Origin of the sequence: Mesorhizobium sp. CO1-1-8 (assembly GCF_020164875.1) — a bacterium.
In the GTDB taxonomy this organism is placed as follows: domain Bacteria; phylum Pseudomonadota; class Alphaproteobacteria; order Rhizobiales; family Rhizobiaceae; genus Mesorhizobium.
Window position 1 is genome coordinate 19,703 of sequence record NZ_JAIUGZ010000029.1, and the last position, 15,762, is coordinate 35,464.

Consider the following 15,762-nt stretch of genomic DNA (forward strand, 5'->3'; position numbering starts at 1 on the left):
GGCATTGAGGCGCCGCGCAGAACGAAAGCATCATGAACAGTCTCGATCTTCCCGGACGTCCCGAAAACACCCGCATCGTCGTCGCCATGTCGGGCGGTGTCGATTCCTCGGTCGTCGCCGGCCTGCTGAAACGCGAGGGCTACGACGTCGTCGGCGTCACCTTGCAGCTCTACGACCACGGCGCGGCGACGCACCGGGCCGGCTCATGCTGCGCCGGGCAGGACATCGACGATGCCCGCCGTGTCTCCGAGACGCTCGGCATCCCGCATTATGTGCTCGACTACGAGGAGCGCTTCCGCAAGGCGGTCATAGATCCCTTCGCCGAGAGCTACGTCGCCGGCGAGACGCCGATCCCGTGCGTTTCCTGCAATCAGACGGTGAAGTTCGCCGACCTCTTGGCGACCGCCAAGGAGCTCGGCGCCGACGCGCTGGCCACCGGCCACTACATCCGTTCCGGCGCCAATGGCGCCCACCGCGCTCTCTACCGTCCGGTCGACGCCGACCGTGACCAGAGCTATTTCCTGTTCGCCACCACGCAGGCGCAGATCAATTATCTGCGCTTTCCCCTCGGCGGCCTGTCGAAGCCTCAGGTTCGCGCCATCGCCGAGGAGATGGGGCTGGCGGTTGCCGCCAAGCAGGACAGCCAGGACATATGCTTCGTGCCGCAGGGCAGGTATTCCGACATCATCGCCAAGCTGAAGCCAACCGCAGCCAATCCGGGCGACATCGTCCACATCGACGGGCGCGTTCTCGGCCGCCATGAGGGCATCCTGCGCTACACGATCGGCCAGCGCCGCGGCATCGGCATCGCTTCCGGCGAGCCGCTTTACGTCGTCCATCTCGATGCCGACCGCGCTCGCGTCGTGGTTGGCCCGCGCGAGGCGCTGGAGACGCACAAGATCTATCTGCGCAATATGAACTGGCTGGGCGACGGATCGCTCACAGACGTCCCTGCAGGCGGCCTGGAGCTGTTCGCCAAGGTCCGCTCGACGCGGCCGCCGCGTCCGGCCGTGCTGCATCATCGTGCTGGTGCCACATGGGTGGAACTGGTCGACGGCGAGTCCGGCATCGCGCCGGGCCAGGCCTGCGTGCTCTACTCCGATGACGGCAACGAAGCCCGCGTGTTCGGCGGCGGCTTCATCGAGCGTTCGGAGCGTGGCGCCGAGGCCGAGGCCATGCTGACCCGGCTTGCCGCCAGGCCGGCCCAGATTCCTGCGGAATAAGATTCCTGCCGAATAAGATTCCTGCCGAATAAGATTCCCGCCGAATAGATCCGCGCTTCAGGAATTCGACTTGGTGTGGGTGACCGTGCCGGCGGTCAGGATGCGCAGCACTCTGATCGCTTCCTCGCCGCTGGTACGCGGTTCGGCACGCGTCTCGATGCACTGGATGAAGTGCTCCAGCTCGCGTGTCAGCGGCATACCTTGGGCAACCGCGACATAGGACGGCTCATTGGTGGTGAAGGCCCATTGGCCGCTGTCCTGCCACACCGCGTGGCGGTAGACGGCTAGCTTGCGTTCCCATGGCTCGACATCGTCGAACACCGCCATCGCCTTGGTGCCGACCACGGTCAGCCGCCGCTCGCGATAGGGATTGAGACGCGAGGTGAAGAGATGACTACGCAGGCCGTTGGGAAAGCGCATGTGCAGATGCGCGAAGTCGCTGAGATTGTCGAGCAAGGCGGCCCCCTCGCCGCGCACCTCGATCGGCTCTGTGCCGGTGATCGCCAGGATCATCGACAAATCGTGCGGCGCCAGGTCCCACAGCGCGTCGTTCTCCGTGTGGAACTTGCCGAGGCCGAGCCGATGCGAGTGGATGTAGCGGACTTCGCCGAGTTCGCCCTTGTCGATCAGCCCTTTCAGCGTCTCGAACGCCGGATGGAACCGCAGCACATGGCCGACCATGAAGACGCGGCCATTGTCCTTGGCCGCCTGCACCGCACGCTCGGCATCCGCCACCGTCAGCGCGATCGGCTTTTCCACCAGCACGTCCTTGCCGCTCTCGACGGCACGCACGGCAAGGTCGGCATGGAATTGCGGCGGCAGTGCCATGACGATGGCGTCGATATCGTCGCGGACGAACAGCTGGTCCGGCTCGATCGCCAGGCAGTCCTGCTCACTGGCGAAGCCTTCTGCGCGGGCCCGGTTGGTATCGGAGACCGCGTGCAGCGCGCCGAGCGCCTTGAGAGTGCGGATGTGGTTGCTGCCCCAGTATCCGCAACCGAGGACTGCTATGCGCGGCTTCATCTGTTTCAAACTCTAAAAACTCGTGGCCGAGACATAGCGACGTGACCCTTCGAACTCAACCCCGGCGCCGGCAACCAAATGTCCGCACGGCAAAGCTTTTCGATAATGACGATAAGCCGGCAAGCCGGTTGCTTCGAAGCTTGACAGGCTCACCCTCCCAACCTTATATCCGCGCGACCTTGGCGAACGCCCCCGACATGCCTTTCGATTTGAGGCGGATTTCGGGCCTTTCGCCGCCCTGGCGGGGTAGCTCAGTTGGTTAGAGCACGGGAATCATAATCCTGGGGTCGGGGGTTCAAGTCCCTCTCCCGCTACCAAATTTCTTCAAATAAAATTAGACATTTAGGCGACATCCGGCGCGCCTTCTTTCCCATTCTCAAGTCGCACCATGTTGCAAATGACTACCGTTGATTTCCAAGGGTTTCCTGCAACTATGGGCAGGTCCATGCGACATGGATGCGACCTGAATCCCTTTTCGATGAGCGAAATAGAGACCGTGTGTTGAAGGCTAGGCAACCGGAGATAATGCTCGACCTCGTGTTGGCCTAGGCTTCGTTGGACGGCGCTAGGCATGCTGCTTGCCCACGTGCCTGGCTTGCCGATGGTCGAGGGTGCTGCCATCGTCAAGAGAATCCCCCACGTCGGCCGACAGCGCTACTTGGCCGGTCAAGGAACGATTCCGCCTTCCGTGGGTTACAAACTCATGATGAACACCATCAAACCCCACGGAATTGGGATTGCGTCCGATGTCGCCAATGCCAAGCAGCGCTTCGAACGGGCGGAGCTCGCGATTGAACGCGCGGAAAAGATAGTGGCCCAAAACATCGAACGGTCCGGCAGGATTCGGCGTCTGGTCGAGACCGCCAAACCAGATCGATAGCCCTAAATGACAATGCTGTTCGAACCCTTGGACTCGGATTATCACAAACGCAGCGTACTTTACCACGCGGCCCGGCTTTCGATGCTCCATGATCGAATGATGATGCGATTCGACAAGGTCAACGAAGCGGCCAACAAAGTTGAAGCTGCGGCGACCGTGCTGGTCGACGTCACCCATGGCTCTGCCGTCGCCGCGTTCCAGGACGCTGTGTTCCGGAATTCGTCGGCACATTTCCTTCAGATTGAAGCGGGCCAAACCCTCGGGCTCTGAACTGCGAGGAATGGCGGTGATACAGAACCCGCAGAAGGCAACATGCGTTGCCCATGGTTGATATCTCAAATCGGTTGTCCGGGAACTCATGCTAAATCTCCGACAGTTCCTTCCGGAACCAGGGCTTTGGTTGTTTGCTCATGTCGCGCTTCCTGGCGCCGGCAAGGCCGCTGTGATCAGCTGCCTCTCGCGTTTCTGAATATGCAGCGGATCCTCGCGCGATCGAAACGCTGACATTTCAATCAAGTCCAGCATCGCCTCTGCAGGAATCGGAATCGTCAGCCGGCCTGTTGCGGTGCGAGGCGCTCGCCGGGCCGCCTGGCAGCCTCGGATTGCTATTATAGCAATATGTATATTAGCTATTCCTTGACAATCGATCTAGGCTCTGGTTTCCTGATTTTAACGGGTGCTTAACCAAGTTCGGTGCGTTTTTTCGGACGGTGTTGGTATGTCGACTTTGGTTGTCGCCGACCCGCGGGGGGTGTATCTCGCCGGTCTGGAGTGGGTGTTGCAGAAGGCTGGACACGATGTTGTCGCCCAGTGCCGCCGTCCTGTCGACGTGGTACCTCATGTGGAGCGCCATCGGCCTGACATCGTTATCGTCGGTCTGGATATGGCGGATCCGCAGACATCAGGTCTTTCTTCCCGCCTCAAGGCCTGTAGCATCACTCTCGGCATCATCTTCATCGTCCAGCCAGCCGGCAGGATCGACATCAAGGAAATACAGGCGCTCGACAGCGACGGTCTGCTGCTGGACGGCATCAGCCACCGCTATCTCGTCGAATGCGTGAGCGCGGTGGCGACGGGCAAGAAATGGATCGACAACAAGATCGTCCAGCAGCTGCTGATGCCGGAAACGCAGCCTCAACCGATGTCCAGACTGACCGGACGGGAGACCGAAATTGCCAACCTCGTCTCGCGCGGGTTGCGCAACAAGGCCATCGCCCAGCGGCTGCACGTATCCGAAGGCACGGTGAAGATGCACCTGCACCACGTCTACGAGAAGCTGCACCTCGGCGGCCGGGCGGAACTGGCCTGGATGGCGCATGGCAAAGGCGCCGAGCGTCCAGGAACGGGCCGAACCGGCCTGCTCTGACCGCCCCACTCCCCTCGCACGGACATTGTACGCACGGCAACGGCCGGAAAGCCGCCTGACGGCATCGCGGGCTCTCCCAGCGCCGCCAGCCTGATCTATCGAAGGATATATATCGTTCGATCAGGTGCGGACATTGACCCCAATACTATCCAACCGGGAATGGACGCGCCCTCTGCCTCGGCGGCACATTGAGGGATGGTGGGCCGAAGTCGGCACGCCATGACGCCCACGGGCTAGGGTTCGGGGCGGACCCAAGGGGAAGAGGGGCTTTCCAAAAACAAACAGTGAACGTGGACCCGCGTGAGCGTGAGTCCGAGTGTGAACAATTGGTCAACCATCCCGGAAAGGACGAACGTTATGGCTACCATTAATATCGTTGGCGAGTTGGTTAACGACCAGACTGCCGGTGTACAAAACACCGCTACCGGCGACCCAGATGGCGATGATGTCGCCGTAAGCGTCTCCGGCGGTTTGCTGGTCAGCGCTAACCTCAACCCCGCCTTTGTGACCTATCTGAACACTCTCGGCTTGACCTCAGGGCAGCTGGCGTTCGCCGACTCCGCTGAGGCGGCAAGTCAGGCCGATCTCATCCACGTGACGGCGGGAACCGACGAAGTCGTCGACAGCCTGATATTCGCCCCTCTGTCACACGTGGATTCCGGGTTGAACACCGTGGGCGGCGAGGACATCTTCCTCACCACGTCGGCGGACGGCAAATCTGTGTTGGCGACCGATACCAGCGGTGACGTCGTCGCCGCTTTCTACATCATACCCAACAGTGACAATACGTTGGGGACGGTGCAGATGGTCACTTTCGCGCCAATCGCCCACCCAGACAATCTCAGCCCGGATGACCGAGTGGACTTCAGCGACATCCTGAAAGTCCGCGCGTTGTCGCACACGGATGAGTCCGTCGGTGGCGCCATCAATGTTGACGACGACGGCCCGACAATCAGCCAGGCGACCGATAACGTGAACCTGATCGTGGACGAGACGACGCTGGGCACAAACCCCTTCGCTGACTTCTCGACCCAGTTCACCAAGAACGGCGGCACCGACGGCGAGGCTTCGACCGTTCACACTCTGAGTATCACAGGGGGAAACGGTACGGATTCGGGTTTGGATCTCACAGCAACCGGTGAGGCGGTCCTCCTGTTCAACAACAACGGCGTCATCGAGGGTCGTACTGTTAATGCCAGCGGTACATTGGTGTTCACGGTCACGACTACTGCCGCTGGCGTCGTGACGCTCGATCAGTTGCAAGCGGTTGTTCATCCCAACCCGAACGCGGATGATGAGTCCGTGACGCTGTCGGCGGATAACCTCATCGTCCTGACGGCGACCATCACCGACGGCGACGGCGATACTGCCAAGGCTGACCTCAACATCGGCCAGAACCTCGTCTTCCACGACGACATCCCGTCAATCCACACGACCGGCACGGCGCCGACCATTCTGGATGACGAGTCGTTGCTGGGCACCAATAATACCGGCGATTATGCACCCAACTTCGCTGCCCTGTTCGGCGCGGACGGCGCAGGTGCAGGTGGTGTCACCTTCGCCCTCAGCGTCGGCGCAGGCGGGATCAATGTTCTTGACTCCGAGTCCGGTCAGGCGATCAACCTGTCGGCCAACGCCGGCGTCATCGAGGGCCGCACGGCCACCAGCAACCTGCTGGTGTTCTCGGTCAGCGTGACCGCTGCCGGCGTCGTGACACTCGATCAGGTACGGTCGATCAGACACCCCGACCCCAACAACGCGGATGACACCCTCACCTTGGGTGCCGTCAACAGCGTTCTTCTTACGGGGACTGTTACCGACGGTGACGGCGATCACAAGTCGGCCGTTCTCAGCATCGGCAACCTGCTTCAGGTCAAGGATGACGGCCCGTCGATCGTCGACCAAGATGGCGTCGCCGGCGGTATCCAAGGGTTCGATGGCGATCCCGGCGCCGCCGGGGCTCAGGGCGAGACTATCGCCGCGACCGGTGGTACGGCTACTGGTAACTTCTCGTTCAATATCGGGGCGGACGGCCACTTGGCAGCGTTCTACACGGGTGGTGGCTCAGATTTCGCCGACCTCGACGCAGGTGCAGGTGTCCAACGGTTGTCCCTGACCGGCACGGTCGACAACGCGCAGACCCCGGCTATCACCAACGTCCAAACGGCACTCGTTTCGGAAACCGCTACATCCGCACAATTCTCCTTCTCGTTCCATTACGACAAGGACCCGATCACGGCCGGAGTGCAGGACGCGACGGCAGGTGGCACTCTGACCTTCGACAAGACGGCGGGAACGTACTCCCTCGCCTTGACCGACGCGATCGACGGGTTCAGCTTCAACGTCTTCCATTCCTCGGAGTTGACGGCGAAGGCACCCCCCGGCAACACCGGTCACCCCGAACTCGTGGTGACGCAGTTGGACGCCAACCCCAACACACCCGCTGACCACGACGGGTTCTACGTGCAGTTCACGGCGAACTCGAACCCCAACGGCAGCCCCTTCGGGTTTAACGGGACGGGCGACGGCAACCCGATCGCCGGGGACACCACGTTCAACAACGGTCAGTTCGTTGCCAGCGCTTTCGAGGATTGGGTCTCCGCCACCCAGTCGACCAACGGCGTGGCCGGTGACACGATCCAGAAGGGCGAACTACTCACCCTCCGGTTCTTCAACGAGAACATTCTGGGCGACGTCAACCCCGGCGCGCCCGGTGGTGGCACCGAGAAGATCGTGCCGACGGACAAGGTGGACGCTATCGCCATCAAGTTCGACGGCATCGGGAACGCCGAGAACCTCATCGTGGTTCTCGACCTGATCGACGACAAGGGCACGGCATCTACCGCCGACGACGTCCACACGACGCGGTCGCTCATCGTGGACAACGCGGACTTCTTCAAGGGGAACACAGTGCCGTCCCCATACAGCACGGAGTTCTCGCTCGACAATAACGACGGTCTCGTGATCATCGAGAAGGGTGACTACAACAACGCCGCTCTCGGTGAGAACTTCTCAATCCAGGGTATGCAGATCATGCAATCCAGCAACGGGCTGACGGGATCCGGTATCAACCTGACCAAGGCGACCGACAACCCGAACACCGTCGCGGTGGAGGGTAACAGCCCGGTGACCGGCCCGCTGCAATCGTGGGGATCCACGGATAACGACGTTCTCAAGATCACGGATATCGGCTTCATCCAGACGACTTCCGGGCAGATCGGCGCGCACCTGGACTTCGGAGTCAACATCCAGGACGGCGACGGCGACACGACGGGCATCCAGAGCCTGCATGTTGATGTCATTGCTTAGCATTGCACCAACGGGAGGCGACTCACGCCGCCTCCCGTCTCCATAATCTCGCGCCCTGCGCAAAACCGGCTCAGGCAAAGGCACGACCCCGCACACAGGCAGATACATCATGATGAAATCCCCACGACCCTCTGCCCTGCAGGCGGTGATCAAAGAGGCCAAGCGCGCCATCAAACCGCTCATCTGGTTCAGCGCCGGCATCAACATACTGATGTTGACCGGCGCGTTCTACATGCTCCAGGTCTACCACCGCGTTTTGGGCAGTCACAGCCTGGAGACGCTGGTGATGCTGTCATTGATGGCGGCGACGGCGCTCGCGACAATGGCGGGGTTGGAGGTCGTGCGCGCGCGTCTTCTGGCTAAAGTCGGGACGTGGCTGAACGCGCGATTGGCACCGGTTCTCCTGACGGCATCGGTTGAATACGCAGCCTCGGCGCCCGGCCAGATCAACGGTCGCGCGCTGCGCGACCTCGACCAAGTGCGGAATTTTTTTACCAGCCCGAGCATCTACCCGATCCTCGACGCGCCTTGGGCACCGATTTTCCTGGGCGCTATCTTCCTCATGCACCCCTGGTTGGGTTGGCTGGCAACCTGCGGCGGGGTCGTGCTGTTCGCGTTGGCGTTGCTCACCGAGTACCTGACCCGTAAGCCAATGACGGAAGCCGCAATCGCGCAGACGCGGGCGTACATGCAGGCCGAGCAAACGATCCGCAACGCTGAGGTCGTCCAGGCCATGGGCATGTTGAATCCCCTGCTCGAGAGCTGGAAGGCGCAGCAGGACGAGGCAAATAATGCGCAATCGAGCGCCAGCAACCGATCCAGCGTCATCTCGGCTCTCGCGCGCTCTTTCCGGCTGGCCCTGCAGATGGCCGTGCTCGGCGTCGGCGCCTACCTGGTGTTGAAGAACGAGGCTTCGCCCGGCATCATGATCGCCGCCTCGATCCTGATGGGCCGCGCATTGGCCCCGGTCGAGCAAGCGATCGGTACGTGGAAGGCGACGATCGGGGCACGGGCTGCTTATAGGCGTCTCGCCGCAATGGCCGGTCAGCGACCGGAGGCCACACCGGCTCTGCCGTTGCCGCGCCCCAAGGGTAGGTTTGAGGCTGAGAACATTATGCTCGCCAGGCAGGGCGGCGAACCGGTCTTGCGTGGAATCAGCTTTCAACTCATGCCCGGTGAAGCGATGGCATTGGTCGGCCCGAGCGCGGCCGGCAAGACGAGCCTGGCGCGAGTATTGGTCGGCGCTTGGCGCCCATCCGGAGGGCGCGCGTTACTTGACGGCATGAGCGTTGTCGAATGGGCGGCCGAGGACAGGGGTCGACACGTCGGCTATTTGCCACAGGACATCGAACTCTTCGCCGGCACCGTCTCCGAGAATATCGCCCGTTTTGCGTCGCTCAACCCTTCGGTTTTCAACAACGTAATCAAGGCCGCGCAGTTGGCGGGAGTCCACGAACTGATCAAGGGGTTGCCGAAGGGCTACGCCACCGAGATCGGTGACGGTGGTGCGGCGCTGTCCGGCGGGCAACGCCAGCGCATCGGACTGGCTCGAGCCCTCTATGGCGACCCGGCATTCCTAATCCTCGACGAGCCTAACTCGAATCTCGACCACGACGGAGAGCAAGCACTGGCTACAGTCATCGGGGGGCTCAAGGCGGCAGGGACGACCCTGATCTTGATCTCGCACCGACCAAGCATTTTGGAAAAAGTTGACAAGGTGTTGGTGCTTAATCACGGCGCACAAGACCTGTTCGGACCGCGCGACGCCGTGTTCAACGAACTCGCCAACCGGGCCCGCAAGGTGACCCAGATGCCGAAGGTAGCCCAGTTGCCAAGCCTCGAAGTGGTCAAGGAAGTCAAAGAAATCGAAGAGGTCAAGGAAGCATGAGCCGCTCCGCGGAATTGAACGTCGTGCCGTTCCCCGTCCAGCCACCCTCGCTGCTGGAACCGGTGCCGCTGCGTCTCACCGGCGTGACCTGCACCGGCTTCGCGATCATGTTCCTGTTCTTCGGCGTGGCCGGGGGCTGGGCGGCGTTGGCGCCGTTGGACAGCGCCGCGGTGGCGCCGGGCGTGATCAAGGTCGCGGGCGACCGCAAGCTCATCCAGCACCTGGAGGGCGGCATCATCGCGGCGTTGAACGCCGCCAACGGGGATATCGTCAAGGCCGGCAAGATCCTCGTCCGGCTCGACGACACGCAGGCAAAGGCGCAGCTCGACCTGATCCAGAACCGGATAGCAACGCGTGAGGCGCTGGCCGCGCGTCTCAGGGCCGAGCGTGACGGCAAGACCGAGATCGAGTTTGATCCGGCGTTGCTCGCAAACCCCGCCAATGCCGCGAAGGACGCGGTTGCCTCGCAGCGTGATGTGTTCGCTGCGAAGCACCACAACTTGACGGACGAGCAGGAAATTCTCGGCCAGCGCCGTCACCAGACCGAGGAGGAGATAACGGGGCTGGAAGTGCTTATCCTCACCAAGGACAAACAGATCGAGGCGATCGAGGGTGAAACTAAAGACCTCGAGAGCCTGCTCAAGAAGGGGCTGACCACCCGCGAGCGGAACCTGTTGCTCAGACGACAACAGCAAGAGATCGAGGGCGAGCGTGCTACCAACATTGCCGCAATCGCTCGTGCCAGAAGCGCCATGGCCGAGATCGACATGCAGATCCTGAACCTCGACACAGTGCGTCTGAACGAGGCCGTCGACGAGTTGAGCAAGGTCGAGGCGGAGTTGTTTGACCTCGGACAGCAGGAGCGTGCCGCCAGGGACGTGCTTAGCCGTACCAACGTCGTCGCGCCCGTTGACGGCATCGTCATGGACCTGAAGGTCCATACGGCGGGCGGTGTCGTGAAACCCGGTGAGACATTGATGACGATCGTACCGCTCGGACAACAACTCGTGGTCGAGGCTATGGTCAAACCGGAGGATGTCGAGACGATCGCGCCCGGACAGCCCGCGCGCGTCAGCTTCCCGGCCTTCGCCCGCTACAACCTGCCGCCGCTCGAGGGCATCGTGGAGATCGTGTCGGCTGACCGCATGGTTGAGGAACGAAGCGGCGCACCGTATTTCGCCGCGACGGTCCTGATCGACAAGAGCGAACTCGCCAAGCTGGAGGGCCGCAAGCTGCTGCCCGGCATGTCGAGCGAGACGATGATCCGGACGGGGGCTCGCACCGTGCTCGCTTATCTCGCCGAGCCGATCACGCAGAACTTCCGCCGGGCCATGCGGGAAAAATAGCCGTAGGCCGCCCAACGAAATTCAGGAAAGCAACATTCGCCCGGCCGTGATCGCCAGGAAAAACGCAAAGGCAAGTTTCAGATAGCGCGGGTTGAGCGCGTGGGCGAGCCTTGCGCCCAGAGGTGCGAACAGAAAGCTCACGGGCGCTATGATGGCAACGGCCGGCAGGCTGACGTAACCCAGGCTGAGCGGAGGCCTGCCGGCAATCTCGAGACCCGACCAGACGAAGCCGGCCACCGCCGGAAGCGCGATAAGCAGGCCAAGCGCCGATGATGTGCCGACGGCCCGGTGGACCGGAAAGGAAAAGCTAGAAAGCGTCGGCACCGAGAGCGTGCCGCCGCCGATTCCCATGAGCGAAGAGACAAAGCCGATGACCGAGGCGATAGCACGGTTGATCCAGCCGCTTTGCGGCAGGTGATCGGAGATCACGAGGTGCTTCGGCAGCGCCATGTTGACGGCCACCAGCAGGCCGACGACACCGAAGACCAGCCGCAAGCCGGCGCCCGGGATGAATTTCGACATGATGCCGCCGATCAGGGCACTGGCGAAAATCGCCGGTCCCCACAGGTTGAGCAGAGGCCGATCGACATTGCCGCGCCTGTTGTGCGACCGCATCGACGAGATCGAGGTGGGGATGATGATCGCAAGCGATGTCGCGACAGCCAGATGGCTGATCACAGCAGGCGAAAAGTGGAACAGGCTAAGCACCCAGAACAGCACCGGGACGATGACGATGCCGCCGCCGACCCCCAGCAGACCGGCGAGCACGCCGGACGCCATTCCGGTCATGGCCAAGCCAGCGACCAGCATTGCAATCGTCAGCCCGTCGAAAGCCGACGTGTCGAATCCGAAGTCCACTATGATTTTTCCTTGATTGGCCGCGCCCGTCCGCTGCTGCGGCCCCGATGCAGGTCGCCCGGAAATGCGCAACAGTTTTTGGGATGCGCTTTTGGCTAGTGGCGCACCATCCCGGCGTCAACATTGAGCGTCTGGCCGGTGATCCAGCGCGCATCGTCGGAGGCCAGGAACGAGACCACATCGGCGATATGTTCGGGCTGCCCCTTGCCTTTCATCGCCTGAAGCATCTCGACGAAGCCGAACGCCTCGTTGTGCGGGCTAGCCTTGACGCCGTCGCTCTCGATCAGGCCGGGCGTCACCGCGTTGGCGGTTATGTTGTATTTGCCGAGTTCCGTGGCGAGCGCCCTGGTGAAGCCGATGACGCCGCCCTTGGCCGCGACATAGGCCGCCATGTTCGGCGTGCCGGCAAAGAAGGTGTTGGATGCGATGCTGATCACCCGTCCGGCCTTCCCCGCCGCACGCATCTGGTCCGTGCCGGCACGGCTGACGATGAAGGTGCCGGTCAGATTGACGTCGATGATCTTGCGCCAATGGTCGAGATCGACATCGTCCCAGGCGACGAACGGTACGATGCTGGCATTGTTGACCAGGATGTCGATGCCCCCGGTCAGGGCCTGGATTTCGGCGAACAGTGCCTTGACCGATGCCGGGTCGGAAATGTCGGCCGCGATCGCCCGCGCCTTCCCGCCTATCGCCGCGGCCGCCGCCCTGGCGCCTTCGGCATTGATGTCGCTGACGATGACGGTTGCCCCGTCGGCGGCAAGCCGCGCTGCGATCGCCTTGCCGATACCCTGCGCGGCGCCTGTAACCAGGGCCGTCTTTCCCGCAAGCCGTTCAGTCATGAAAATGCTCCCTCAATCCGTGGTGATGTCTGTTCAGGCGTCGGCGTCGATCACGGCCAGCGCCGCATCGATGCCCTTGCCGATCGCCAGTTTCTGGCCGGCCGCGTTCATGGCGCCGCCAAGTGCCGTCAGCGCCGCGATCGCATAGATCGGCTGGGCGGTCGGACCCATGTGGCCGATGCGTGTCAGCTTCCCCAATGTTTCGCCGCGGCCAGACGAAAACACCACGCCGTAGCGGGCGCGCGCGGCTTGGCGAAGCGCCTTCTCGTCGACGCCGTCGGGCGTGCGCACGGCGGTCGTGGTCGGCGACGCGATCTTGTCGCTGACAGCCCAGATCGACAGGCCCATCGCGGCGACGCCCGCGCGCATGGCCTTGGCGGTGAGCGCGTGGCGCGCCCACACTGCCTCCGGCCCTTCATTGAGATAGAGGTCGAGCGCGACATCGAGCCCGTTGATTTCCGAGACCGACGGCGTGAACGGGAACGGCTTGTCTCGCGACCACGCATTCTCCCAGTCGACGATGCTCAGCATCGACGCGCGCGGCGCCAGGGGATTTGCCTTCATCTTGGCCCAGGCCCGCTCGCTGACGCCCATCATCGTCAGGCCGGGAGGTGCGCCCAGGCATTTGTTCGGGCCGGTGACATAGATATCGGCCTTGCAATCCTCGGGATGCGTCTTCATGCCGCCAAAGGACGAGACGGCATCGACGATGAGGTAGCCGCCATGCGCTGAAACCAGCGCACCGATGGCGTCGATCGGATTGATGGTGCCGGACGGCGTGTCGTGGTGGCAGACGGAAACGACGGTGATCTCCGGATGCGCCTTCAGCATTGCCTCGACCGCCTGCGGATCGATCGCCTCGTTATAGGGCACCTCGATCTCGAGCAGACGTGGCGAATAGCGCTTCGCCCAATAGCCGAACCCCTTGCCGTAAACGCCGGAGGCAAGGTTGAGCACGACATCGTCCGGAGTGATCAGCGAGGCCGCGGCGGCCTCCAGGCCCAGCACCGGCTCGCCATGCAGGATGACCGGCTTGTTCGACAGCCGCATCGCCTTTTGCGCCTTGTCGACCACACCCTCATAGAAGAGCTGGAACGCCGGGTCGTAGTCGTAGAGCACCGTGCGCCCGAGACCGCGCAACACTTCGGCATAGGCATTCACCGGCCCAGCGGTCAGGGTGATGACCGGATCGGCGTGTTCGAGATAGCGCATGGTCTTGTCTCCCGATTGGCGGCGGTCAGCCGTAGAATTGCGTGCCGGTCCTGTAGGTCTTGAAGTTGTCCATGTCGTGCGAGTACATCAGCTCGGCGCCATGGTCTTCGGCGAGTTTCTTCACCTTGCGCATCGAATTGACACCCGCCACCGGATCGATATGGAAGGCCGCCTGGCACAGCGTTTCAAGGCTCTTCTGCGTATAGGCTGCATCGATCGTGAACATGATCGGCTTGCGCTTGGGGAACTCGACCAGCAGGCTGTAATGGCCGATCGAATGACCGGGCGTCGAGATCAGCCGGACGCCCTTGGCAAGTTCGACGTCGCCATCGATGCCTTCGAAGGTCGAATTCGCCCGTGTCGTTCCCGCAAGCAATTGCCCGGTCGCGCCACGCGCTTCGGCAGCCTCCGCCGAAAAGCTCAGATCGGAATAGCCGAGATGTTCGAAAGGCTCCGGATTGCACGCCTGCGGCACCTCGGTCCGGTGGCAGATCTTCTTGGCATGCGGAAAATACTTGTTGCCGCCGCAATGATCGAAGTGGAAATGCGAATTGACGACGACGTCGATGTCCTTCGGTTCGAGGCCGAGCAGCGCCAGGGCGCCGGGGATGGTCTGGTGCTTTTCCTGGATCGGCTTTTCGAACGGCAGCACCTTCATCACGTGGTCGTAGTCGTAGCCGGTGTCGATGAGGAACCGGCCCTCGGCATGTTCGATCAGGATCGAATAGACGGGGAAGCGCACTTCGCCTCCAGGGCCGCGATTCCAGAACACATGATAGCCGTCGAGAACGAGCGAGCCGCCGTCGAGCAGGTAGACTTTGGTATCCGACATTCTTGCCTCCTTTATTGGCGCGGGTCCCGTCCGCGCATGAATTGTGCTCAGCGCGCGCCGCGCTCGTATGGAATGCCGAGTGCTGCCGGCAGGCTGGCGCGCCGGCCGAACAGCACCAGCATGATCATCACCGCCAGGAACGGCAGCATCTGGATGATGTCGGTCGGTATGTTGATGCCGGCCACCTGCATGGCCGTCGTCAGCGACAGGCAGACGCCGAACAGCAACGCGCCGAACAGCACCCAGATCGGACGGCCGCGCGCCAGCATGGCCAGCACGATGCCGAGAAAGCCCGCGCCATTGGTGATGAACGGAATGAACAGGCCGGCGCCGACATTGGCGAGATAGGCGCCGCCGAGCCCGGCCAGCGCTCCGGTCGTCAGCACGGCGATGGTACGGGTCCGCACGACATCGATGCCGGCGACATCGAGCGCGGCCGGCTTGTCGCCTGCTGCTTGCAAATTGAGACCCAGCTGCGTCCGCCGGTAGATGTAGCCCATGCCGAAAACCAGCGCGACCGCCAGATAGACGATCAGATGATGCTTGAACAATGCAGGCCCGATGACCGGGATGTCCGAAAGCAGCGGAATGACAGTCGCATCCGACGCGGGCAGGCGCGGGTAGCTGCGCGAGAACTGGAAATGGTGGAGCAGTGCCGTCAGGCCTTCCAGTCCCAAAGTCAGCGCGATGCCGATGACGATCTGATTCAGCCCGATGCGCACGCAAAGCAGCGCCATGACAAGCGCCACCGCGGCACCCCCGGCCGCACCGGTGAGAAAGCCCAGCCACAGCGATCCGGAATAGAAAGCACCGACAAAGCCGAGATACGCGCCGGCCAGCATCATGCCTTCGATGCCGATATTGAGCACGCCCGCCTTCTCGGAAATCTGCTCGCCGAGCCCGGCCAGCAGCAGCGGGATCGCCGCGGTGACGGCGCCGAACAGCAGCGCGCTGAGAAAGACTTCGCTGAACAGCCCGGTCAT

Annotated in this window: 13 protein-coding genes and 1 tRNA gene; 8 read left to right on the forward strand and 6 right to left on the reverse strand. The window is 62.4% G+C overall.

The genetic code is table 11. From position 1 onward, the window contains the following. The first annotated feature begins 32 nt into the window (after positions 1-32). Positions 33-1,223 (forward strand): tRNA 2-thiouridine(34) synthase MnmA, encoded by a 1,191-nt coding sequence (gene mnmA, locus LB558_RS32155; protein ID WP_224701337.1) that lies wholly within the window; start codon positions 33-35, stop codon positions 1,221-1,223. A gap of 57 nt (positions 1,224-1,280) precedes the next feature. Here the strand turns inward: mnmA and LB558_RS32160 are convergent, their stop codons facing one another. Beyond that, the gene (locus tag LB558_RS32160) at positions 1,281-2,246 is read right to left on the reverse strand and encodes a Gfo/Idh/MocA family protein (RefSeq protein ID WP_024504501.1); all 966 of its coding nucleotides are present in this window, start codon (positions 2,244-2,246) and stop codon (positions 1,281-1,283) included. Positions 2,247-2,486: 240 nt separating this feature from the next. On the opposite strand from LB558_RS32160, the gene LB558_RS32165 reads away from it, so the two are divergent. From LB558_RS32165 to LB558_RS32195, 7 genes are all read left to right on the forward strand, one after another. After that, positions 2,487-2,563: transfer RNA gene (locus tag LB558_RS32165), tRNA-Met, on the forward strand. 254 nt (positions 2,564-2,817) lie between these two features. Further along, a complete protein-coding gene (locus tag LB558_RS32170; protein ID WP_224701339.1) occupies positions 2,818-3,126 on the forward strand; it encodes a hypothetical protein in 309 nt (102 codons plus the stop codon). 6 nt (positions 3,127-3,132) lie between these two features. Further along, positions 3,133-3,396: a hypothetical protein gene (locus tag LB558_RS32175; protein ID WP_224701341.1), complete on the forward strand. Its 264-nt coding sequence runs from the start codon at positions 3,133-3,135 to the stop codon at positions 3,394-3,396. A 448-nt stretch (positions 3,397-3,844) separates the two neighbouring features. Beyond that, a complete protein-coding gene (locus LB558_RS32180; protein ID WP_224701392.1) occupies positions 3,845-4,492 on the forward strand; it encodes a response regulator transcription factor in 648 nt (215 codons plus the stop codon). Positions 4,493-4,849: 357 nt separating this feature from the next. Next, on the forward strand, positions 4,850-7,801 hold the full coding sequence (locus tag LB558_RS32185; RefSeq protein ID WP_224701343.1) for a DUF5801 repeats-in-toxin domain-containing protein: 2,952 nt from the start codon (positions 4,850-4,852) through the stop codon (positions 7,799-7,801). A gap of 109 nt (positions 7,802-7,910) precedes the next feature. Beyond that, complete coding sequence (locus tag LB558_RS32190; protein WP_224701345.1) at positions 7,911-9,689, forward strand: type I secretion system permease/ATPase; 1,779 nt, start codon at positions 7,911-7,913, stop codon at positions 9,687-9,689. Continuing rightward, positions 9,686-11,035 (forward strand): HlyD family type I secretion periplasmic adaptor subunit, encoded by a 1,350-nt coding sequence (locus LB558_RS32195; RefSeq protein ID WP_224701347.1) that lies wholly within the window; start codon positions 9,686-9,688, stop codon positions 11,033-11,035. Before LB558_RS32190 ends, LB558_RS32195 begins: the two co-directional genes overlap by 4 nt. Positions 11,036-11,056: 21 nt before the next feature. Here LB558_RS32195 and LB558_RS32200 read toward each other — a convergent pair whose 3' ends face one another. The 5 genes from LB558_RS32200 to LB558_RS32220 form a co-directional block, all read right to left on the reverse strand. After that, entirely contained in the window at positions 11,057-11,893 is an 837-nt protein-coding gene (locus tag LB558_RS32200; RefSeq protein WP_224701349.1) for a sulfite exporter TauE/SafE family protein, read from the reverse strand. A gap of 95 nt (positions 11,894-11,988) precedes the next feature. Continuing rightward, complete coding sequence (pldH, locus tag LB558_RS32205) at positions 11,989-12,735, reverse strand: pyridoxal 4-dehydrogenase, SDR-type (RefSeq protein WP_127265377.1); 747 nt, start codon at positions 12,733-12,735, stop codon at positions 11,989-11,991. 33 nt (positions 12,736-12,768) lie between these two features. Further along, positions 12,769-13,947 (reverse strand): pyridoxamine--pyruvate transaminase, encoded by a 1,179-nt coding sequence (ppaT, locus tag LB558_RS32210; RefSeq protein ID WP_224701351.1) that lies wholly within the window; start codon positions 13,945-13,947, stop codon positions 12,769-12,771. Between the two features lie 25 nt (positions 13,948-13,972). Continuing rightward, positions 13,973-14,779 carry a 4-pyridoxolactonase gene (pldA, locus tag LB558_RS32215; protein WP_224701359.1) on the reverse strand — a complete coding sequence of 269 codons (807 nt, stop codon included), beginning with the start codon at positions 14,777-14,779 and terminating at the stop codon, positions 13,973-13,975. Positions 14,780-14,826: 47 nt separating this feature from the next. Next, on the reverse strand, positions 14,827-15,762 hold the full coding sequence (locus LB558_RS32220) for a putative B6 ABC transporter permease subunit 1 (RefSeq protein ID WP_224701361.1): 936 nt from the start codon (positions 15,760-15,762) through the stop codon (positions 14,827-14,829).